The sequence below is a fragment of the Pseudomonas putida genome (assembly GCF_016406145.1).
Lineage (GTDB): Bacteria > Pseudomonadota > Gammaproteobacteria > Pseudomonadales > Pseudomonadaceae > Aquipseudomonas > Aquipseudomonas putida_E.
Window position 1 is genome coordinate 1955326 of record NZ_CP066306.1, and the last position, 22105, is coordinate 1977430.

The window sequence follows — 22105 nt, forward strand, 5'->3', positions numbered from 1 at the left end:
GCGTTCAGCTGCAAGCCGAGGCGTATTGGCCATGCTTGCAGCTTGCAGCTTGCAAGGCTACCCCTCTCGAAGCACCGCCAACGGGCTGGCATTAAGCGCCCGCCGAGTCCCGAGCACACCAGCCCCGCCTACCAGTAGTGCGCCCGCCAGCGGCAGTATCAGCAGCCACGGATGCGGGCCCCACTGCAGGTCGAACGCATAGCGGTAAAGCACCAGGGTAATCAACTCACAGCCTAGCGCTGCCAGGGCGCCACTGGCCGCACCCAGCAGCCCGAACTCGATACGCCGCGCTTTCACCAGCAACGGTCGAGCAGCGCCAAGCGCGCGCAGCAATGCGCCTTGGCGAATGCGTTCATCCAGCGTTGCCTGCAAGCCTGCGAACAGCACGGCCAGCCCCGCCGCCAGGACGAACAGCAATACATATTCCACCGCCAGGGTAACCTGGGCGAGGATGCTGCGCAGCTGCTCCAGCAAGGCATCGACTTGCAGGATGGTCACTGCCGGGAACGCCCGCGACAGGGCCACCACATCCAAGTCATGACCCGCCGCGAGGTAGAAGCTGGTCAAGTAGGTGGTCGGCAGCCCCTGCAGGGTGCCGGGCTGGAAGATCATGTAGAAGTTCGGCTGGAAGCTGTCCCAGTGCACGCTGCGCAGGCTGCTGACTCGTGCCTGGCGTTGTTCGCCGCCAATGTCGAAGGTCAGTAGGTCGCCCAGTTGCACCTTCAGGCTGGCGGCAAGGTCCGCTTCGACCGAAACGCCGGGGATTTCATCGCCAGCCGGTAGCGCCCGCCACCAGTTGCCGGCAGTCAAGGCATTGCCTGCGGGCAGGTCGGCGGCCCAGGTCAAGCTGAGGTCGCGCTGAACGGCGCGCTCGCCGGCGGAATCCTTGCTGACGATCTGTTGCACGGGTTGCTCGTTGATCTGGATCAGCCGGCCAGGCGTCACCGGGTACAGCGGTGCGGAGGCTGCGTTCACCTCGTGCAGGCGCTGGGCAAAAGGCTCACGGTCGTCGGGCAGGATGTTCAGGGCGAAATGGTTGGGTGCGTCCTTGGGCAGTTGTGCCTGCCAGGTGTCGAGCAGCTCGGCGCGCAGCAAGGCGACCAGGGCCATGGCCAGCAGGATCAGGCCAAACGCCAGTGCCTGGCCCGCGGCAGCCATGGGGTGGCGCAGCAACTGGCCCAAGCCCAGGCGCCAGGGCAGCGGGGCGCCCGCCAGCAGTTGCCGCAGGCTGCGCAGCCCAAGCAGCAGCAGGCCGCCCAGTGCCAGCGCGGCAAGCAACCCGCCGCCAAGCAGAGCGAAGGTCAGCAGCAGGTCGAGGCTCAGGCGCCACATGATCAGGCCCAGCGCGAACAGGGCGGCGCCGTAGACCAGCCAGCTGCTGGGTGGCACGGGCAGCAGGTCGCGGCGCAGTACACGCAGTGGCGGCACCTTGCCCAGGGCGGCGAGCGGGGGCAGGGCGAAACCGGCCAGTGCGACCAGCCCGGTGGCGATGCCGGCCAATGCCGGGAGGATGCCGCCAGGCGGCACCACGCTCGGCAGCAGACCGTGCAACAGGCGGAACAGGCCCAGTTGCGCCAGCCAGCCGAGTAGGGCGCCCACCAGCGCTGCCAGCAGGCCGAGCATGGCCAGTTGCAGGCAGTACAGGCCCAGCGCCTGGTGGCGGGACAACCCCAGGCAGCGCAACAGTGCACTGGCGTCCAGGCGCCGCGCTGCATAGCGGCTGGCCGACAGTGCCACGGCGACGCCTGCCAGCAGCACCGCTACCAGGCTGGCCATGTTCAGGTAGCGTTCGGCCTTGCCCAGGGCGCCCCCGATCTGCCGGTTGCCATCGCGGGTGTCGAGCAGGCGCTGGTTCGCCGCCAGGTTCTTCTCCAGCCCCTGACGGTACTGCGCCAGGGCCTGCGCATCGCCGCGCCACAGCTCACGGTAGCTGACCCGGCTGCCGGGCTGAATGACCCCTGTGGCCTCCAGGTCGGCGAGGTTCATCATCACCCGCGGGGTGAGGCTATAAAAGTTGTTGGCACGGTCCGGTTCGTAGGTCAGAACGCGGCTCATGCGCAGGGTCTTCATGCCGACATCGATGCTGTCGCCGATGCTCAGGCCAAGGGCAGCCAGCAGGCGCGGTTCGACCCAGACCTCGCCCGGCGGCGGGCCGCCACCGGGGGTTTCCATGGCATACGGCGCCGGTGCACTGCGTACCTGGCCACGCAGGGGGTAGGCGCCATCGGCGGCCTTGATGCTCGACAGCTGAATGCCGGCATCACCACCGACCACGCTGGTGAACTCCACGACCCGTGCGTGGCGCAGCCCCAGGGCGGTGCCGGCATCGACCTGCTCTTGACGCGCCGGCGCACTGCCTTGCAATACCAGGTCGGCGCCGAGGAACTCGCTGGCGCGCAACTGCATGGCGCCATTGAGGCGGGCACCGAAATAACCGATGGCGGTGCTGGCGGCAACGGCCACCAGCAGGGCGAAGAACAGCACGCGCACTTCGCTGGCGCGGATGTCGCGCAACAACTGGCGCAGCGCCAGGCCGCACAGGCGGGAAAGCGGCATATGTTTCATCAGGCCTCCACCGGCGCCACCAGGCGGCCTGCTTCCAGTCGTATCAGGCGCCTGCAGCGGCTGGCCAGACGCTCGTCATGAGTAACCAGAACCAGGGTGGTGCCGCGCTCCTTGTTCAGGTCGAACAGCAGGTCGCTGATACGCTCGCCTGTATGGCTGTCGAGGTTGCCGGTAGGTTCGTCAGCGAACAGCACCGCCGGTTGGGCAGCGAAGGCGCGGGCGATCGCCACCCGCTGCTGCTCGCCACCGGACAGCTGGCGTGGCGTGTGGGTCAGGCGCTTGCCCAGACCGACCCGTTCAAGCAAGGTGCGGGCTTGTTCGCGAGCATCGCGACGGCCGTCCAGTTCCAGTGGCAACATGACGTTTTCCAGTGCATTGAGGCTGTCGAGCAGCTGGAACGACTGGAACACAAAGCCGACATGTTCGGCGCGAACCCTGGCGCGTTGGTCTTCGTCCAGTGGGCCCAGGTCGTGTCCGGCGAGTATCACCTTGCCGGCGCTGGGGCGGTCCAGGCCGGCCAGCAGCCCGAGCAGGGTAGATTTGCCCGAGCCCGAGGCGCCGACGATGGCCAGGCTGTCGCCCTGGGCGAGGTCCAGGGACAGTGCGTGCAGAATGGTCAGGTCACCTTCCGCACTGGGGACCACTTTGCTAAGGTTCTGCGCAACGAGAATGCTGGGGCCCATGGAGAATCCAATGCGAGTGTGGTGGTTGAGTGCCGGTCTGGCCCTGTATTGCCTGGCCCAGAGCGCAGCGGCGGGAACCTTGCTGGTTGTTGGCGATAGTATCAGCGCCGGTTTTGGCCTGGATACCCGCCAGGGGTGGGTCTCTTTGTTGCAGACCCGGCTCAGGGACGAAGGTTTCGATGATCAGGTGGTCAACGCTTCGATCAGCGGCGACACCAGTGCAGGGGGCCAGGCGCGGCTGCCTGCGCTGCTTGCAGCGCACAAGCCCAGCCTAGTGGTGCTGGAATTGGGCGGCAACGACGGGCTGCGCGGGCAGCCTCCAGAGCAATTGCAACAAAATCTTGCCTCGATGATCGAGCGGTCACGCGAGTCCGGGGCCAAGGTCGTGCTGCTGGGCATGCGTCTGCCGCCCAATTATGGGGTGCGCTACACCACGGCGTTCGCCAAGGTTTATGAGCAGCTGGCAGCGGAGAAACAGGTGGCACTGGTGCCGTTTTTCCTCGAGGGCGTAGGGGGAGTGCCGGAGATGATGCAGGCCGATGGCATCCATCCGGCGCAGGGTGCCCAGCAGCGGTTGCTGGAAAATGCCTGGCCAGCGATAAAACCCTTGCTCTGACGCTTTAAACGGGGCCGGCTTTCGGCTAATGTTGCGCCCCCCGTTTCGAGAGCCCCCGATGCCGCGCCCTGCCTGGTCCTTGTATGCCTACCAACTGATCGAGCCCGATGAGCAACTCGATCTGTTCGCCTGCCAGGAAATCCGCGTCCACCTTGTTGCCCGACAGCTCGAGCTGGGTGTACCGGTCGACCGTACCCTTTGTGGCGGGTTGCTGCCTGCACAACCACGCTGGTCCGGCGTGCCGCGCTCCATCTATCGTGACGGTCGCCTGTGCGACCTCTGTCGGGCGATTCTCGAAGCCCAGCGGCGCGGCATGCGTCCGGTATGGCCGCAGCTTTGATGCGGCCCTTGGCCTGAAACTCAGAGCGCCTTTCATCATCTGAAACGCATGGAAACCACCAGTGTCTCCCGCTTGGCTCGGTGCGGGTGTACAATCGATTCTCTTGACCCACCTTTCGAAGGATTTACCGGATGTTGCCGCGCTTTCCCGCCGTCACCCGCTGCCTGACCCTGGCCGGCCTGCTGGTAGCAGGCCCCGCCGTTGCACTGGAGTTGCCGCTGCCGCCTCCGGGTGAAGACGTCGTTGGCCAGGTGCAGGTGATCAAGGCCAAGTACGAGGACACCTTTGCCGACATCGGTACAGCCAACGACCTCGGCTACCTGGAGATGATCGCCGCCAACCCGGGTGTGGACCCGTGGCTGCCGGGCGCCGGTACCGAGATCATCCTGCCGACCCGTTACGTGCTTCCGCCGGGGCCCCGCGAGGGCGTTGTCATCAACCTTGCGGAATACCGGATGTACTACTTCCCGAAAGGGCAGAGTGTGGTGTACACCTTCCCGCTGGGAATCGGTCGTGAAGGCTGGGGTTCCCCCATCGCCAACACCAAGATCATTGCCAAGACCCCAAACCCGACCTGGACGCCACCGGCCTCGATCCGTGCCGAACATGCCGCCGACGGTGACATCCTGCCAACCGTGGTTCCGGCCGGGCCAGACAACCCGCTAGGGCCGTACAAATTCACCCTGGGTGTGCCGGGGTACCTGATCCACGGTTCTAACAAGAAGTTCGGCATTGGTATGCGTACCAGCCATGGTTGCTTCCGCATGTTCAACAACAATGTGCTGGAGCTGTCGAAGATGGTCCCGGTCGGTACGCCGGTGCGTATCATCAACGAGCCTTACAAGTTCGGAATCAGTGGTGGCAAGGTATACCTCGAGGCGCACACGCCGCTTGATGACAACGGCGACCCGTCGGTAGTCGACAAGCACACTGCGGTCATCAACGCGCTGCTCAAGCGCGAAGACCTGGCCAGCAATGTGCGTATGAACTGGGACATGGTCCGCGACGTGGTCGCTGCAGAGGATGGCATGCCGGTAGAGATTGCCGTGCCAGTCGACAACCAGGGTACAGCTCCCATGGTGTCGAGCATTCCACCAGAACTGCAGTAAGCCCTCGAGCGATACGACTGAAGCCTGCCCGGGTTAAACGCCTGGCGCAGGCTTTTTCATTTGTGTCGGCTACTTTTGTTGCGGCAATAAAAAAGCCGACCCCGCAAGTGGGTCGGCTTCTTAACAATCCGTGAGGACTATTACTTGCGGCTGGCTTTGTCCAGCATACGCAGAGCGCGCTCGTTGGCTTCGTCAGCGGTCTGCTGAGCCTTCTGAGCGGCTGCCATTGCATCGTCAGCCTTACGGTAGGCTTCGTCAGCACGGGCCTGAGCGCGAGCTGCTGCGTCTTCAGTCGCAGTCAGACGAGCTTCGGTTTCTTTGGATACGCTGCTGCAACCGGTAGCCAGAACTGCGGCCAGAGCCAGAGCAGAGAATTTCAGAACGTTGTTCATCGTGTTCCCCTTCAAGGACTTTCTATTAAATAGCCATCTCTCAGGAAAGAGAAACTGGCCGGCGTACATAGTACCCATTACTTGTAGTAAGTAAACTGACTCAGCGCAAGAACGGTAAAAAAAATGTTGCCCAAGGGTGCTTGACAAGATTCTCAGGATTTTTGTGAGCACGCTGTGCAGGCGGCGCAAGCGATTGTTGTGTGGGAACTTTTTGTTGAACTAACGGTGACTTTAAGGGTCCGTGTACGTCTAAAGCCCAATAGTGTCCGGCTGATGTTGCAGGCCAGTTCGTACAGGGATTCGAGCTCATCGGCGTGACTTTTAACCGATGCTACCTTGAGCAATCCGGGGTGTCGCGCCTACTATTTGATGGCCCGGTCCGGCAGAACCATTGCGATCGGCCTGCGGTCCAAGGGGCAAGAGGTGGCATAGGCGCTGCACGCATTGGTTCCTCTGCCGGATACATCACCATCGATTAAGGTAAAGGTCTGCCCAAAAGGCCTGCGAGGAGTAGTGATGAGTGAAGCGCTGACCATCCACCATGACCAGGCCGGTCATCAGTTCGAGACCAACGTGGACGGTCATCGTGCCTACCTGACGTACATGGATCTGGGCAAGCAGACGCTGGATATCTATCGCACCTTCGTTCCGAATGCCCTGCGCGGCCGCGGGATCGCTGCAGCGCTGACCGAAAAGGCCCTGGAATACGCTGAACAGATGGGCTACACGGTGATTCCTTCCTGCTCGTACGTGGAGCGTTACATGGAGCGCAAGCAGCGTCATTCGAGCAAGGCCTGATCGGGCTGGGCTGTACATGCAAAAACGCCGGGCAATGCCCGGCGTTTCGTTTTCTGGCCCGGCTCAGCCGCGCTTGCGCTGCGGCAATACATCCTTGAGCTTGGCGTGCATGCTGCGCAGGGTTTTCTCGGTGGCAGACCAGTCAATGCAGGCGTCGGTGACCGATACGCCATACTGCAGATCTTCCAGATTCTTCGGGATCGACTGGGCGCCCCAGTTCAGGTGGCTTTCGACCATCAAGCCAATGATCGACTGGTTGCCTTCGAGAATCTGGTTGGCGACGTTCTCCATGACCAGCGGCTGCAATGCCGGGTCCTTGTTGGAATTGGCGTGGCTGCAGTCGACCATGATGTTGGCCTTGATTTTCGCCTTGGCCAGGTCCTGTTCGCAAAGGGCAACACTTACCGAGTCGTAGTTCGGCTTGCCATTGCCGCCACGCAGTACTACGTGGCCGTAGGGGTTGCCCTTGGTAGTGACGATGGATACGCCACCTTCCTGATTGATGCCCAGGAAACGGTGCGGCTTGGATACCGACTGAAGAGCGTTGATGGCCACTGTCAGGCCGCCATCGGTGCCGTTCTTGAAGCCAACCGCCGAGGAAAGGCCTGAAGCCATTTCACGGTGGGTCTGGGATTCGGTGGTGCGCGCGCCAATCGCCGACCAGCTGATCAGGTCTTGCAGGTACTGCGGCGAGATCGGGTCGAGCGCTTCAGTGGCGGTTGGCAGGCCCATTTCGGCCAGATCCAGTAGCAGTTGGCGGCCGATGTGCAGGCCGTCCTGGATCTTGAAAGAGTCATCCAGATAAGGGTCGTTGATCAGGCCTTTCCAGCCGACCGTGGTGCGCGGCTTCTCGAAGTAAACACGCATTACCAGATACAGCGTGTCGGAAACCTCCTCAGCCAGCACTTTGAGGCGCTCAGCGTATTCGTGAGCGGCCTTGATGTCGTGGATCGAGCACGGGCCGACCACTACGAACAGGCGATGGTCTTTCCCGTCGAGGATATTGCGCACCACTTCGCGGCCGGCAGTAACGGTCTGCAAGGCTTTGGCGCTGAGAGGGATTTCCTTCTTGAGCTGATCGGGAGTGATCAAGGTCTCGTTGGAGGCAACGTTAAGGTCGTCGATCGGTAAATCAGCCATCGTGTTACTCGTCAGGTCACGGTGCCGGCCGCCAGCAATCCCCGTGCGGCCCAGCAGCAAGAATGTTCGCAGCGGGGAGCCGAACCTTAGCGCGTTACAGGGGGCGCGACAATGGGCTGCAACGCGCCTGTGCAGGGTTTTTCCCTGCTGCAACAGGCTTGTACTGCTATTTGGGTGCGCAAAATGCCTCAATCGGTGTAGAAAAGCACACCGACATTCATCAGGAGATCAGCATGGACCCTCGCAAACCACGCATTGGCATTATTGGCAGTGGTGCCATTGGCGGTTTTTATGGCCTGATGCTGGCGCGGGCCGGGTTTGACGTGCATTTCCTGTTGCGCAGCGAATTTGCGGAGGTTCGCGAGCATGGCCTGCGGCTGGAAAGCGCTGTGCACGGCGACTTGCGCATGCAGGTGCAGGCTTATTCCTGCGCTGCTGACATGCCGCCGTGCGATTGGTTGCTGGTAGGTGCAAAGGCCACCAGCAATGGCGAAATGGCGCCGCTGATCACCCAGGCGTCGGCACCTGATGCCAAGGTGGTTCTGCTGCAGAACGGGCTGGGTGTCGAGGAACAGCTGCGGCCAGCGTTGCCCGGCAATCTGCACTTGCTCGGTGGCTTATGCTTTATCTGTGTCAACCGCGTGTGCCCTGGTGTGGTACGCCATCAGGCGCTGGGTGCGGTCAACCTGGGCTATCACAGCGGGCCCGCCAGCGACGGGGGGGCGAGCATCGTAGAGGAGGGCGCCGGGCTGTTCCGCGCCGCGGGTATCGACTCCCAGGCCATGGGCGACCTCGGCCAGGCTCGCTGGCAGAAGCTGGTGTGGAATGTCCCCTACAACGGCCTTTCGGTGTTGCTTGGTGCCAGTACCTCGCCGCTGATGGCCGATGCCGACAGTCGTGAGCTTGTTCGGGCGTTGATGGCTGAGGTGGTTCAGGCGGCGGCCGCCTGTGGTCACGAGCTGCCTGCCGGTTATGCCGAGCACTTGTTCCGGGTCACCGAGCAGATGCCCGACTACTGGCCGAGCATGTACCACGATCACGTCCAGCAGCGACCGCTGGAACTTCAGGCTATCTATGCCGAGCCTCTGGCCCGGGCGCGCGCTGCGGGGTGCAGCCTGCCGCGCATGCAGATGCTCTACCAGGCACTGGCCTTCGTCGATCGCGCCAATCGCGCCGGCTGAAACCTCTACAGCCCGCATTGGCAGTGCGCCGGGCGGCCGAGCGAGTGTCCGGCGCGCTGCTAAGCTGAAGCTTGCTCTGCCGCCACGGCAGTCGAGGAGGTCGAATGATCCGCTCCATGCTGTACGCCACCGACCTCGGTGTCTACGCCCCTTTTGTCATGCAGCATGCCTTGGCCCTGGCCCGCACGTTCGGCGCGGAACTGTATGTGATTCATGCCGTAGAACCCATGGGGCAGTTCGCCGAATCCCTCCTGCAAAGCTACCTCGATGAGCAGACGCTCGATGCGTTGCATAGCGAGGGCGTCAATACGGTGATGGCCAACATCGAGCAGCGTGTGCTGGAGAACTTTCGCGAGGAGCTGGGCGAGGACGCGGACCTGGCGGTGATCAAGGCGGTCCGGGTGCGCCAGGGTGATCCGGCGCAGGTCATCCTGGAGCAGGCGCAACGTTTGAGCGTGGACTTGCTGATTTTCGGCAGCCACAGCGCCGGTGCCGGGGTAGATGTGCCGATTGGTCGAACGGCTGTGCGCTTGCTGCAGTTGTCTGCGGTGCCGGTGTACATGGTGCCACTTTCGCAGCATCTCGGCCGTAGGAAAACGTGAAGCTGATGGTGGGCAGTTTCGGAGCGGCATGTAACAAAATAGTTCTAGTTTTATTTCGAGAACCACTAATATAGTTATATCCCGTCGCTGCCTGCTGCCGCTGACTTACCGCTGATTCGAGGGAAACCTATGAAGCTTCAACAACTGCGCTACATCTGGGAAGTGGCGCACCACGACCTCAACGTCTCCGCGACGGCGCAGAGTCTGTACACCTCTCAGCCGGGGATCAGCAAACAAATCCGCCTGCTCGAGGATGAGCTGGGTGTTGAAGTCTTTGCCCGCAGCGGCAAGCATCTGACCCGTGTCACTCCGGCAGGTGAGCGCATCATCAACACCGCTGGCGAAATCCTGCGCAAGGTCGAAAGTATCAAGCAGATCGCCCAGGAATTCTCCAACGAGAAGAAGGGTACGCTGTCCATCGCTACCACCCATACCCAGGCTCGCTATGCGCTGCCGCCGGTCATCAGCAGTTTCATCAAGCAGTACCCGGAAGTCGCCCTGCATATGCATCAGGGCTCACCCATGCAGATTGCCGAGATGGCTGCGGACGGTACCGTCGACTTCGCCATTGCCACCGAGGCGCTGGAGCTGTTTGGCGACCTGATCATGATGCCGTGCTACAAGTGGAACCGCTGCGTGGTGGTGCCGCAGGGCCATCCGCTGACCAAATTGCCCAAGCTGACGCTGGAAGCTGTAGCTGAATACCCGATCGTCACCTATGTATTCGGTTTCACTGGCCGCTCCAAGCTGGATGAGGCCTTCAATCACCGCGGGCTGACACCGAAGGTAGTGTTCACTGCTGCTGACGCCGACGTGATCAAGACTTACGTGCGCCTGGGCCTGGGCGTGGGCATCGTGGCCAAGATGGCGGTGGACAGCAAGCTGGACAGTGACTTGGTGGCGCTTGATGCCAGTGAGCTGTTCGAGGCCAGCATCACCAAGATCGGCTTCCGCCGCGGCACCTTCCTGCGCGGTTTCATGTGCGATTTCATTGAGAAATTTGCGCCGCACCTGACGCGTGAAGTGATGGCCAAGGCGATCCAGTGCCACAACAAGCAGGAACTCGAAGAGCTGTTTGCCGGTGTCGAGTTGCCTGTGCACTGAAAAGGCAGCTTCAAGCTGCAAGCTTCAAGAAAGAGCAGTCCGTGTGGGCTGCTCTTTCTTCTTGGGGTTTGCAGCTTATAGCTTGAGGCTTGCAGCTGCCTTCAGGCCTTGCTGATGAGGTTGCCGGCGTGCAGCCCGCATTCCTTTTGGGTCGACTCTTCCCACCACCAGCGGCCTTCACGTTCGTGCTGGTTTGGTAGTACCGGGCGGGTGCAAGGCTCGCAACCAATGCTGATGAAGCCGCGCTCGTGCAGGCTGTTGTACGGTAGCTCGAGCATCCGGATGTAGCCCCAGACTTCCGCACTGGTCATCTGCGCCAGCGGGTTGAATTTGTACAGGGTGCGTTCCGCTGTGGAGAACGCGCTGTCGATTTCCAGCGCTGCCACCTGGCTGCGGGTGCCTGGGCTCTGGTCGCGGCGCTGGCCGGTGGCCCAGGCGCTGACGGTGGCGAGCTTGCGCCGCAGTGGCTCGATCTTGCGGATGCCACAGCACTCGCCATGGCCGTCCTTGTAGAAACTGAACAGCCCCTTTTCCTGCACGAACGGGTCGAGTTTGGCGCGGTCCGGGCTGAGGATCTCGATCGGGAGGCTGTATTGCTCGCGGACCTGGTCGATGAACCGGTAGGTCTCAGGGTGCAGGCGGCCCGTGTCGAGGCTGAACACCTTGACCTGCTTGTTCAGTTTCCAGGCCATGTCGACCAGCACCACGTCCTCGGCACCGCTGAAAGAGATCCACAGGTCGTCGCCGAAGTGATCGAAGGCGAGCTTGAGGATTTCCTGCGGGGATTTGCTGGCGTAGGTCGCGGCCAGGGCGGCGACGTCGAAGGGTTGGCTCATCAGGCGGTTTCCATCTTGGCTATGGCGCTGTGCGCTCGTAATGAGGTGATGGTAACAAAAAATGGCAGGCTAGACGCTGTGCCTGCACCGGCCTTGGGCCGGGGCAGGCATGCGCTGAGTTACAGGCTTTGCAGCGTCTCCATCAATACCCGCACCTTGGCGATCGATTCTTCGTATTCCGATTGCCAGTCGGAGTCCGCCACCACCGCCCCGCCGCCCCAGCAGCTGACCTGCCCATCCTTGACCAGCAGGCTGCGAATGGCGATGGAGCTGTCCATTTCACCGCGCACATCCACGTACAGCAAGGACCCGCAATACAGCGCGCGGCGGCTGGGCTCCAGTTCGTCGATGATCTGCATGGCGCGAATCTTGGGGGCACCGGTGATCGAGCCGCCTGGGAAGCTGTCGCCGATCAGGTCCAGCGCGTCCTTGTCGGTGGCCAGTTGCCCGGTGATGCTGCTGACCAGGTGGTGCACGTTGGGGTAGCTTTCCAGGCTGAACAGCTCGGGCACCTTCACCGAACCGATCTGGCACGTTCGGCCCAGGTCGTTACGCAGCAGGTCGACGATCATCAGGTTTTCCGAGCGGTCCTTGGGGCTGTGACGCAGCTCCTCGGCATTGCGGGCGTCTTCTGCCGGGTCGGCCGAGCGCGGGCGGGTGCCCTTGATCGGCCGGGTCTCCACTTGCCCCTGGCTGACGCGGACGAAGCGTTCAGGCGAGAAGCTCAGCAGTGCGCTGCCGTCGGCCAGTTGCTGGTAACCCGAGAACGGTGTCGGGCAGGCCTTGCGCAGTGCCTGGTAGGCGTGCCAGGGGTCGCCCTGGCAAGGAGCGCGGAAGCGTTGTGTCAGGTTGATCTGGTAGCAATCGCCGGCCTGGATGTAGCGCTGTACCTGATCGAATGCTGCCTCGTATTGCCCTGGTTGCAAATCTCCCGTCATGGCGGCAAGCAGGCGGAAATCGCCGCTTGCAGCGTTATCGGGATCTGCAAACAAGGCGATGAGGCGCTCACGCTCGTCATCAGCCAGTTGGGGATGGAATACCAGTTGGCTGCTGCCATGCTGGTGGTCGGTCACCAGCGCCCAGCCATACAACCCAAGCTGGGCGTCGGGGAGGTCGAGGTCATCCGTGGCGAGGCAGGGCAGGTGCTCCAGGCGTCGGCCGAAGTCGTAGCTGAGGTAGCCGATCAGGCCGCCGGCAAATGGTAGCTCGACACCATCGGGCAACTGCGCAGGGCCCAATTGTTTCAGGCTGGTGCGCAGCCGTTGCAGGAAGGCCCGGCCATCTTCGTCGGGTAGTACCTGCAAGTGTTGCAGCGGCCAGGCGCTGAGCAGGTCGAAGCGGCCGCGCTCGGCGCCTGGGCGGGCGCTGTCGAGCAGGATCGCCCCGGGCGCCTGGCGCAGGCGGCCGAAGTACGCGGCGGGGTCGGGCTGGTAGGGCAGGGGGTGGAGCGTACAGGTCGGCATCAGTGTGGACGGCGATGTAAAAGCGAGGAGGGCGATTGTAGACCTGTGCAGGAAATGCGCCTAGCGCCAGTGTGATTTTCGAGCAGTGTGTTGAAGCCATCGCCGGCAAGCCGGCCCACAGGGGCTGCGCAGTCCATCCTGTGGGCCGGCTTGCCGGCGATGGGGGCAGAGCTATCCGTGCGGATGCACGTGCCCGAACAGGCTTTGCGCCACCCGGACACGCTGTTCGGCATCTTCGGTCACACCGTCCTTGGCCAGCGCCTCGATGTGCGCCTCGATGGCATGAGTGCGTTGGGTCAGCCCGGTGTCGTTGGCGATCTGGATGTTCAGGCCAGGGCGGGCATTGAGTTCGAGAATCAATGGCCCCTTGTCCTGGTCCAGCACCATGTCCACACCGATGTAGCCCAGGCCGCACAGCTCATAGCAGCCGGCTGCCAGCTTCATGAAGCCGTCCCAGTTCGGCAGCTGTACGCCATCCACCGCATTGGTGGTGTCCGGATGCTTGCTGATGATGTTGTTCAGCCAGGTACCGCGCAGGGTCACTCCGGTGGCCAGGTCAACGCCTACACCGATGGCGCCCTGGTGCAGGTTGGCCTTGCCGCCGGACTGGCGGGTTGGCAGTCGCAACATGGCCATCACCGGGTAGCCCATCAGCACGATGATGCGGATGTCAGGCACGCCTTCGTAGCTGATGCTCTTGAAGATCTGGTCGGGAGTTACCCGGTACTCGATCAGCGCGCGGTCGCGATGCCCACCGAGCGAGTACAGGCCGGTAAGGATGCTGGAGACCTGATGCTCGATCTCTTCATGGCTGATTATCTTGCCGGAAACCGTGCGGTAGCGGTCCTCGAAGCGGTCGGCAATCACCAGAATGCCGTCACCGCCGGCCCCCTGGGCCGGCTTGATGACGAAGTCGTTGCGCCCGCCGATGATCTCGTGAAGCTTGTCGATCTGTTTCTCGGTCTCGATGATGCCGTACATTTCAGGCACGTGAATGCCCGCTGCCAGCGCACGCTCCTTGGTGATGATCTTGTCGTCGACGATCGGGTACAGGCTGCGCTTGTTGTACTTGAGCACATAGTCCGCATTGCGGCGGTTGATACCCATGATGCCCCGGGCCTCCAGGGCTTTCCACGTCTTGATAAGGCCAAACATCAGGCGTCAGCCTTCTTCAGAAATGCCTTGAAACGCACCAGCTCGGTCAGGCGGTAACCGCGGTAGCGACCCATTGCCAGCATGAAGCCCACCAGGATCAGCAGTACCGCCGGGAAGGTGAAGACGAAGTACACCAGCTCCGGCACCATCATCAGCAGGTGGGCAAGCGACGCTGCGAACAGGGTGCCGATCGCCACTTTCATGGCATGGCCACCGCCACGCTCTTCCCAGGTGATCGACAGGCGCTCGATGGTCATGGTCAGGATCACCATCGGGAACAGCGCCACCGACAGGCCGCGCTCCAGCCCCAGCTTGTGGCTGAACAAGCTGATGGCGGCAATCAATACCACGACGAAGGTCAGTACCACCGAGAGGCGCGGCAGCATCTGCAGCTTGAGGTGCTCAAGGTAGGAGCGCAGCGACAAGCCCAATGCCGTGATGACGGTGAACAGCACGATGCCGAAGCCCAGCTGGGTCTCGCGGAACGCCAGGGCGATCAGTACCGGTGTGAACGTGCCCAGGGTCTGGATGCCGATCAGGTTGCGCAGGACCAGGATCACCAGCACGCCGATCGGGATCATCACCATGATCATGAAGGTCTGCTGGGTCTGCAGCGGCAGGCCGTACAGCGAGTACTCGAGGAAGTCGGCGTCGGTGTTCTCGTCGGTCAGCTTGGCCAGGCGAATGGCGTTCATCTCGCTGTTGTTCATGCTGAAAGTGACGTTGGCCTTCTTGCCACCATCGACGGTGACCAGGTTGTCGTCACCGGTCCACCACAGCAGGCGGTCGCTGGGCAGGCCCTGCTCACCGGTGTCCGGGTTGAAGTACAGCCAGTCGCTGCCGTTGAAGCTGCGCAGCCAGAGCTCGGGGGACTGCGGCGTATCGGCCACCAGGCGGATGGTGTGGACCTTCTCCATCGGCACATGCGCTATCGACAGCAGCAGGTCGATGACCTGGGCCTTCTTCATGGGCGAGGTATCGCCGGCCAGCAGCAGCTTGACGTTGTCGTCGTTGAGGTTGTTGACCCGCTTGATGGTTTCGCTGACGAAGGTCTCGACGTCGGCAGAGTGCTGGCGGATCGGCGCCATCAGGGCTTCAGCGGCGATCTTCTCGGGGCCTTCTACCGCCAGGCTGTCACGGAAGGTCGGGCCTTTGATGGCGGCCTTTTCGCTGCTGTAGCGCTTGGTCAGCACCAGGCGGTAGTAGAGGGTCTGGTTGCCGCTGGCGCGGCGGGCCGACCAGGTTACCTTGCGGTTGCCATCGGCGCGGTTGACGCTGACCCCGTAGTTGTTGGAGATGAAGCTCTCGTTGAGGCTGACATAGTCGCGGTTCAGCGGCGGTACAAACATTTGTACCTTGACCGGGTCCTTACTGCTGGCGACGAACTCGACCTTTGCGTCGATGTTCCAAAGGTCGTCGGTTTCGTCTTCGGTCACCGGTATGCCGAGGAAGAAGATCTGATAAGCCGTGACCGCCACGCCCAGCAGCACCAGTACGGTGATCAGGACTTTCAGATGTAGGGTAAGAGAGCGCATCGGGATTACTCTGCTTTGGGAGCGTCGGTGGCACAGGCAGGTTTGCCGGCCGCGTATTTAAGGCTTGGGTCGACCAGCGCGTCGAAGTGCTTGAGCGCCTCGGAACCGATCAGCAGCGGAAACTGGAATGCGCTGCGGTCGGTGAGGTTGACTTCGATGGTGCGCAGAGCCTGGCCCATGCAGATTTCGAGTTCGATGACCGGGCGGGCGGTATAGGCCTTGCCTGATTCGGCATCATAGTCGCCTGCGCGGCGCTTGATCTTGCTGACCCGCGCCAACGGGCGTTCGATGGGGTGCGAATGGGCTGCGTCAATGGCCAGGTAGAAACGCACCCAGCTCTCGCCATTGCGCTTGAAGCGCTTGATGTCGCGGGCGCTCAGGGATGCGGTTTTGGCGCCGGTGTCGAGCTTGGCGGCCACTTCCAGGTCGAGGTCGCCAAGGCGAGCGTATTCGTTAAGACCGTACACGGTCTTGCCCGCCGCCTGGCCAAGGGCCGGCAGCAGGGTGAGGCATGACAGCAATAAAACGGGTGTAAGTCTCATAGTCCTGGCGCGGTGCTGTGCAAGGTTCGGGGCAAGGCGACTGGCAGGTACTGCGCAAGCTTCCTCGGTTCATCTGTCAACAACATGAATGGATGACAGAAACGCTATCCATACTCCGTTGGAGGCGCGGCATTCTATCACGCCGATGCCTTGGCGCCAGCGCGTCGCGATCTGACAACGCCATCACTCACTAAGTTCGCGCTTAGACGATTGTCGACAATGTTCATTTTATCTTTGACTGGATGAGCTTGTTTCGCTAGTTTCTTCTCAAGAGCTTATCAAGGTGTCAACAATATGCTGGACCTCATTACCCCCAGCCCCTCAGCGTCGGATGAAACGGAAACCTTGTCCGAGAATGTCTTCCGGCGCATTCAGGCCGCGATCGTCAAGGGGGAAATAGCCCCAGGCAGCAAAATCTCCGAGCCGGAGCTTGCGCGCACCTACGGCATCAGCCGGGGTCCGCTGCGTGAGGCCATCCATCGCCTGGAGGGTCAGCGCCTGCTGGTGCGGGTGCCCCATGTAGGCGCGCGCGTGGTGTCGCTCAGCCATGCTGAACTGATCGAGCTGTATGAAATCCGTGAGTCGCTGGAAGGCATGGCGTGCCGACTGGCCGCCGAGCGGATGAGCCAGGTTGATATCGACGAGCTGCGTCGGGTGCTGGACACCCACGAGCGCGACGCAGCGTTCCAGGCGGGGGTGGGCTACTACCAACAGGAAGGCGATTACGACTTCCATTACCGGATCATCCAGGGCAGCGGCAACCAGACCCTGGTCAAGATGCTCTGCGGCGAGCTGTACCAGCTGGTGCGCATGTACCGCATCCAGTTTTCCGCCACGCCCAACCGTCCGCGCCAGGCCTTTGCCGAACACCACCGCATTCTCGATGCCATCGCCGATCGTGACGGCGAGCTTGCCGAACTCCTGATGCGCCGCCACATCGGCGCGTCCAAACGCAACATCGAGCGTCACTACCTGGACGCCAACAACAATAGCCTTTGAGGTGAGAAATGACTGTGAAGAGCACCCCTGGTCAGCGTTTTCGCGATGCCGTTGCCGCCGAACATCCCCTGCAGGTGGTCGGCGCCATCAACGCCAACCATGCGCTGCTGGCCAAGCGCGCCGGCTTCAAGGCCATCTACCTGTCCGGTGGTGGTGTCGCCGCCGGTTCGCTGGGCTTGCCGGACCTGGGCATCACCGGTCTTGATGACGTGCTGACCGATGTGCGGCGCATCACTGACGTCTGCGATCTGCCCTTACTGGTAGATGTCGACACCGGCTTCGGGGCCTCGGCATTCAACGTTGCGCGCACTGTGCGTTCGATGAGCAAGTTCGGTGCTGCCGCCATCCATATCGAAGACCAGGTAGGCGCCAAGCGCTGCGGCCACCGTCCGAACAAGGAGATCGTCTCCCAGCAGGAGATGGTCGACCGCATCAAGGCTGCGGTCGATGCGCGTACCGATGACAGCTTCGTGATCATGGCGCGTACCGATGCCCTGGCCGTGGAAGGCCTGAACGCAGCGCTGGATCGCGCCGCCGCCTGCATCGAGGCCGGCGCTGACATGATTTTCCCTGAAGCCATCACCGAGCTGCAGATGTACAAGACCTTCGCCGACCGGGTGAAGGCGCCGATCCTGGCCAACATTACCGAATTCGGTGCGACGCCGCTGTTCACCACCCAAGAGCTGGCTGGTGTGGACGTGTCGTTGGTGCTGTACCCGCTGTCGGCGTTCCGTGCCATGAACAAGGCGGCCGAGAATGTCTACACCGCGCTGCGTCGCGACGGCACGCAGAAGAATGTGATCGACACCATGCAGACCCGCATGGAGCTCTACGATGCCATCGGCTACCACGCCTTCGAGCAGAGCCTCGATGCGCTGTTTGCGCAGAAAAAAGGTTGAGCCAATGCTGGCCTCATCGCCGGCAAGCCGGCTACCACAGGTACAGCGCCAAGGTTGAGCCTGTGGGAGCCGGCTTGCCGGCGATAGGGCCGGTACAGGCACCCTGAATTAGCCAGAACGATATCCATAACAAATTCAAAAAAGGAGAAACACCATGGCCGAAGCAAAAGTACTCAGTGGCGCGGGCCTGCGTGGCCAGGTGGCCGGCCAGACTGCACTGTCGACCGTCGGCCAGGCCGGTGCCGGCCTGACTTACCGGGGCTATGATGTGCGCGACCTGGCGGCAGGCGCCGAATTTGAAGAAGTGGCGTACCTGCTGCTGTACGGCGAGTTGCCCAGCAAGGCAGAACTTGCCGATTACAAACACAGGCTCAAGGGCCTGCGCGACCTGCCGCAGGCGCTGAAGGAAGTGCTCGAGCGCATTCCGCGCGATGCGCACCCGATGGACGTCATGCGCACCGGCTGCTCGGTGCTGGGTACGCTGGAACCAGAGTTGACCTTCGACGCGCAGCACGACAAGACCGATCGCCTGCTGGCGCTGTTCCCGGCGGTGATGTGCTATTGGTACCGCTTCACCCACCATGGCGTACGTATCGACTGCACCAGCGACGAAGACACCCTGGGCGGCCATTTCCTGCACCTGCTGCACGGCAAGAAGCCGAGCGAGTTACATGTCAAGGTAATGAACGTTTCGCTGATCCTGTATGCAGAGCACGAGTTCAACGCATCGACCTTCACCGCCCGAGTCTGCGCCTCGACGCTGTCGGACCTGTACTCCTGCATCACCGCGGCCATCGGCTCGCTGCGCGGCCCACTGCACGGCGGCGCCAACGAGGCGGCGATGGAGCTGATCGAGCGCTTCCAGAGCCCGCAGGAAGCCACCGCAGAATTGCTGCGCATGCTCGAGCGCAAGGACAAGATCATGGGCTTCGGTCATGCCATCTATAAAGAGTCCGACCCGCGCAACGAGGTGATCAAGGGTTGGTCGAAGCAGCTGGCCGACGCAGTCGGTGACAAGGTGCTGTTCCCGGTTTCCGAAGCCATAGACAAGACCATGTGGGAGCAGAAGCGTCTGTTCCCCAACGCCGATTTCTACCATGCCTCGGCGTATCACTTCATGGGTATCCCGACCAAGCTGTTCACCCCGATCTTTGTCTGCTCGCGCCTGACCGGCTGGGCAGCGCACGTGTTCGAACAACGCGCCAACAACCGCATCATCCGCCCCAGCGCCGAGTATATCGGCGTCGAGCAGCGCCAGTTCGTGCCAATCGAGCAGCGCTGAAACAGCAGGCGCTGTAGCGAACCTGTGGGAGGCGGCTTGCCGGCGATGAAGGCGCCGCCTGATCCGGCCATATCGCTGGCAAGCCGGCTCCCGTAGTGATTGAAGCGTCTGTGCGTTTATCCACGACCGTACCGTGACCGAGCCCGATAATTCTATGAACACTGCATACCGCAAAGCCCTGCCAGGCACTGACCTGGACTATTTCGACGCCCGTGCTGCGGTCGAGGCCATCAAGCCCGGTGCCTACGACAGCCTGCCTTACACCTCGCGCGTGCTCGCCGAAAACCTGGTGCGCCGCTGCGACCCTGCAACCCTGAGCGCCTCGCTCGGCCAGCTGATCGAACGCAAGCGTGATCTTGACTTCCCGTGGTTCCCGGCCCGCGTGGTGTGCCACGACATCCTCGGCCAGACCGCGCTGGTCGACCTCGCCGGCCTGCGTGACGCCATCGCCGAAAAAGGCGGCGACCCGGCGGCGGTCAACCCTGTCGTGCCGGTGCAACTGATCGTCGATCACTCGCTGGCCGTCGAGTGCGGTGGCTTCGACCCGCAGGCCTTTGACAAGAACCGCGCCATCGAAGACCGTCGCAACGAAGACCGCTTCCATTTCATCAACTGGACCAAGAAGGCGTTCAAGAACGTCGATGTGATCCAGCCCGGTAACGGCATCATGCACCAGATCAATCTGGAGAAAATGTCGCCGGTAATTCACAACGATCGCGGTGTTGCCTACCCGGACACCTGCGTGGGCACCGACAGCCATACTCCACATGTCGACGCCCTGGGCGTGATCGCCATCGGCGTCGGCGGCCTCGAAGCTGAAAATGTCATGCTGGGCCGCGCCTCCTGGATGCGCCTGCCGGAAATTGTCGGCGTGGAGCTCAGCGGCAAGCTGGCGCCCAACATCACCGCCACCGACCTGGTGCTGGCCTTGACCGAGTTCCTGCGCAAGCAGAAGGTGGTTGGCGCCTACCTTGAGTTCTACGGCGAAGGTGCACGCGCCCTGACCCTCGGCGACCGTGCGACCATCTCCAACATGGCACCGGAATATGGTGCAACCGCTGCAATGTTCGCCATCGACCAGCAAACCATCGACTACCTGAAACTGACCGGCCGTGAAGATCAGCAGGTTAAACTGGTGGAGACCTACGCCAAGGCCACGGGTTTGTGGGCTGACGCGTTGGTGAAGGCCGAATACGAACGCGTGCTGAGCTTCGACCTGTCGAGCGTGGTGCGCAACATGGCCGGGCCGTCCAACCCGCATGCCCGTGTTGCCACCAGTGAGCTGGCAGCCAAGGGCATCGCTGGTGCCTGGGACGAGATACCGGGGCAGATGCCTGACGGCGCAGTGATCATCGCTGCGATTACCAGTTGCACCAACACCAGCAACCCGCGCAACGTGATCGCAGCTGGCCTGCTGGCACGCAATGCCAACAAGCTCGGCCTGGCACGCAAGCCGTGGGTCAAGTCTTCGCTCGCGCCCGGCTCCAAGGCAGTGCAGCTGTACCTGGAGGAAGCGGGGCTGGAGAAGGAGCTGGAGCAACTGGGCTTCGGTATCGTCGCTTTCGCCTGCACCACCTGCAACGGCATGTCCGGTGCTTTGGACCCGGTGATTCAGCAGGAAATCATCGACCGTGACCTCTACGCGACGGCGGTGCTCTCGGGCAACCGCAACTTCGATGGGCGCATCCACCCGTACGCCAAGCAGGCATTCCTCGCTTCGCCGCCGCTGGTGGTGGCCTATGCCATTGCCGGCACTATCCGCTTCGACATCGAGAAGGATGTACTGGGCGTAGTCGATGGTCAGGAGATCCGCCTCAAGGACATCTGGCCAAGCGACGAAGAGATCGACGCGGTGGTGCGCGCGGCGGTCAAACCGGAGCAGTTCCGCAAGGTCTACATCCCGATGTTCGCTATCGAGGAAGACCGTGGGCCGAAAGTGGCGCCGCTTTACGAGTGGCGTCCGATGAGTACCTATATCCGCCGCCCGCCCTACTGGGAAGGCGCCCTGGCCGGTGAGCGCACGTTGCGCGGCATGCGTCCGTTGGCGGTGCTGCCGGACAACATCACCACCGACCACCTGTCACCTTCCAATGCCATTCTGCTCGACAGCGCGGCGGGTGAATACCTGGCCAAGATGGGCTTGCCGGAGGAGGACTTCAACTCCTACGCCACGCACCGCGGCGACCACCTGACGGCACAGCGTGCCACATTCGCCAACCCCAAGCTGTTCAACGAGATGGTGCGCAAACCCGATGGCAGCGTGCAGCAGGGTTCGCTGGCGCGCCTGGAGCCGGAGGGCAAGGTGACCCGGATGTGGGAAGCCATCGAAACCTACATGCAGCGCAAGCAGCCGCTGATCATCGTTGCCGGTGCCGACTATGGGCAAGGCTCGTCCCGCGACTGGGCGGCCAAGGGCGTGCGGCTGGCGGGCGTCGAGGCGATCGTGGCCGAAGGCTTCGAGCGCATTCACCGCACCAACCTGGTGGGCATGGGCGTCCTGCCGCTGGAATTCCTGCCGGGGACCGACCGCAAGACCCTGGGCCTGGATGGCAGCGAGACCTATGACGTGGCAGGTGAGCGCAAGCCGCGTGCAACCCTGACGCTGGTGGTTACGCGCCGCAATGGCGAACGGGTCGAGGTGCCGGTGACCTGCCGGCTCGATACCGCCGAAGAGGTGTCGATCTACGAGGCGGGCGGGGTACTGCAGCGCTTCGCCCAGGATTTCCTCGAAGCCACCGCCTGAGCTTGAAAAGCGGGGCCGCGTTGCGGCCCTTTCGCGACGCAAGGCCGCTCCTACCGGAGCTGTAGGAGCGGCCTTGCGTCGCGAAAGGGCTGCAGAGCAGCCACAGGGTATTTCGCCGGAC

20 protein-coding genes are annotated in these 22105 nt (G+C 62.4%); 11 read left to right on the forward strand and 9 right to left on the reverse strand.

Annotation, left to right across the window (positions count from 1 at the left end; genetic code table 11):
- Positions 1-57: 57 nt before the first annotated feature.
- On the reverse strand, positions 58-2565 hold the full coding sequence (locus JET17_RS08980; RefSeq protein ID WP_012313660.1) for an ABC transporter permease: 2508 nt from the start codon (positions 2563-2565) through the stop codon (positions 58-60).
- Positions 2565-3248 carry an ABC transporter ATP-binding protein gene (locus JET17_RS08985; RefSeq protein ID WP_012313661.1) on the reverse strand — a complete coding sequence of 228 codons (684 nt, stop codon included), beginning with the start codon at positions 3246-3248 and terminating at the stop codon, positions 2565-2567. Before JET17_RS08985 ends, JET17_RS08980 begins: the two co-directional genes overlap by 1 nt.
- 10 nt (positions 3249-3258) lie before the next feature.
- Between JET17_RS08985 and JET17_RS08990 the strand changes: the two genes are divergently transcribed.
- From JET17_RS08990 to JET17_RS09000, 3 genes are all read left to right on the forward strand, one after another.
- A complete protein-coding gene (locus JET17_RS08990; RefSeq protein ID WP_012313662.1) occupies positions 3259-3864 on the forward strand; it encodes an arylesterase in 606 nt (201 codons plus the stop codon).
- A gap of 58 nt (positions 3865-3922) precedes the next feature.
- Positions 3923-4204, forward strand: coding sequence for a hypothetical protein (locus tag JET17_RS08995; RefSeq protein ID WP_012313663.1), 282 nt, complete (start codon positions 3923-3925; stop codon positions 4202-4204).
- A 131-nt stretch (positions 4205-4335) separates the two neighbouring features.
- Positions 4336-5313 (forward strand): L,D-transpeptidase family protein, encoded by a 978-nt coding sequence (locus JET17_RS09000; protein ID WP_012313664.1) that lies wholly within the window; start codon positions 4336-4338, stop codon positions 5311-5313.
- Between the two features lie 140 nt (positions 5314-5453).
- Here the strand turns inward: JET17_RS09000 and JET17_RS09005 are convergent, their stop codons facing one another.
- Positions 5454-5705 (reverse strand): Lpp/OprI family alanine-zipper lipoprotein, encoded by a 252-nt coding sequence (locus JET17_RS09005; RefSeq protein ID WP_003250288.1) that lies wholly within the window; start codon positions 5703-5705, stop codon positions 5454-5456.
- Positions 5706-6221: 516 nt separating this feature from the next.
- Here JET17_RS09005 and JET17_RS09010 point away from each other — a divergent pair.
- Positions 6222-6503 (forward strand): GNAT family N-acetyltransferase, encoded by a 282-nt coding sequence (locus tag JET17_RS09010; RefSeq protein ID WP_012313665.1) that lies wholly within the window; start codon positions 6222-6224, stop codon positions 6501-6503.
- Between the two features lie 63 nt (positions 6504-6566).
- Here the strand turns inward: JET17_RS09010 and JET17_RS09015 are convergent, their stop codons facing one another.
- On the reverse strand, positions 6567-7643 hold the full coding sequence (locus JET17_RS09015; RefSeq protein ID WP_012313666.1) for a 3-deoxy-7-phosphoheptulonate synthase: 1077 nt from the start codon (positions 7641-7643) through the stop codon (positions 6567-6569).
- A gap of 233 nt (positions 7644-7876) precedes the next feature.
- Between JET17_RS09015 and JET17_RS09020 the strand changes: the two genes are divergently transcribed.
- The 3 genes from JET17_RS09020 (at position 7877) to cysB (ending at position 10530) form a co-directional block, all read left to right on the forward strand.
- Positions 7877-8824 (forward strand): putative 2-dehydropantoate 2-reductase, encoded by a 948-nt coding sequence (locus JET17_RS09020; RefSeq protein ID WP_012313667.1) that lies wholly within the window; start codon positions 7877-7879, stop codon positions 8822-8824.
- 104 nt (positions 8825-8928) lie between these two features.
- Complete coding sequence (locus JET17_RS09025; protein WP_012313668.1) at positions 8929-9426, forward strand: universal stress protein; 498 nt, start codon at positions 8929-8931, stop codon at positions 9424-9426.
- Between the two features lie 129 nt (positions 9427-9555).
- Positions 9556-10530 (forward strand): HTH-type transcriptional regulator CysB, encoded by a 975-nt coding sequence (gene cysB, locus JET17_RS09030; protein WP_012313669.1) that lies wholly within the window; start codon positions 9556-9558, stop codon positions 10528-10530.
- Positions 10531-10631: 101 nt separating this feature from the next.
- Here the strand turns inward: cysB and JET17_RS09035 are convergent, their stop codons facing one another.
- From JET17_RS09035 to JET17_RS09055, 5 genes are all read right to left on the reverse strand, one after another.
- Positions 10632-11366: a phosphoadenylyl-sulfate reductase gene (locus JET17_RS09035; protein ID WP_012313670.1), complete on the reverse strand. Its 735-nt coding sequence runs from the start codon at positions 11364-11366 to the stop codon at positions 10632-10634.
- A 119-nt stretch (positions 11367-11485) separates the two neighbouring features.
- On the reverse strand, positions 11486-12829 hold the full coding sequence (gene pabB, locus JET17_RS09040) for an aminodeoxychorismate synthase component I (RefSeq protein ID WP_012313671.1): 1344 nt from the start codon (positions 12827-12829) through the stop codon (positions 11486-11488).
- Between the two features lie 171 nt (positions 12830-13000).
- Complete coding sequence (locus tag JET17_RS09045) at positions 13001-13984, reverse strand: alpha-L-glutamate ligase-like protein (protein ID WP_012313672.1); 984 nt, start codon at positions 13982-13984, stop codon at positions 13001-13003.
- Positions 13984-15519 carry an inactive transglutaminase family protein gene (locus JET17_RS09050; protein WP_012313673.1) on the reverse strand — a complete coding sequence of 512 codons (1536 nt, stop codon included), beginning with the start codon at positions 15517-15519 and terminating at the stop codon, positions 13984-13986. The genes JET17_RS09045 and JET17_RS09050 overlap by 1 nt, the downstream gene beginning before the upstream one ends.
- 5 nt (positions 15520-15524) lie before the next feature.
- Positions 15525-16061 (reverse strand): ATP-dependent zinc protease, encoded by a 537-nt coding sequence (locus JET17_RS09055; protein ID WP_012313674.1) that lies wholly within the window; start codon positions 16059-16061, stop codon positions 15525-15527.
- A 294-nt stretch (positions 16062-16355) separates the two neighbouring features.
- Here JET17_RS09055 and JET17_RS09060 point away from each other — a divergent pair, with 294 nt between their 5' ends.
- From JET17_RS09060 to acnD, 4 genes are all read left to right on the forward strand, one after another.
- Complete coding sequence (locus tag JET17_RS09060; RefSeq protein ID WP_012313675.1) at positions 16356-17060, forward strand: GntR family transcriptional regulator; 705 nt, start codon at positions 16356-16358, stop codon at positions 17058-17060.
- An 8-nt stretch (positions 17061-17068) separates the two neighbouring features.
- Complete coding sequence (prpB, locus tag JET17_RS09065) at positions 17069-17959, forward strand: methylisocitrate lyase (RefSeq protein ID WP_012313676.1); 891 nt, start codon at positions 17069-17071, stop codon at positions 17957-17959.
- Positions 17960-18113: 154 nt separating this feature from the next.
- The gene (prpC, locus tag JET17_RS09070) at positions 18114-19241 is read left to right on the forward strand and encodes a bifunctional 2-methylcitrate synthase/citrate synthase (protein WP_012313677.1); all 1128 of its coding nucleotides are present in this window, start codon (positions 18114-18116) and stop codon (positions 19239-19241) included.
- Between the two features lie 154 nt (positions 19242-19395).
- On the forward strand, positions 19396-21984 hold the full coding sequence (acnD, locus tag JET17_RS09075) for a Fe/S-dependent 2-methylisocitrate dehydratase AcnD (RefSeq protein ID WP_012313678.1): 2589 nt from the start codon (positions 19396-19398) through the stop codon (positions 21982-21984).
- Positions 21985-22105 lie beyond the last annotated feature (121 nt).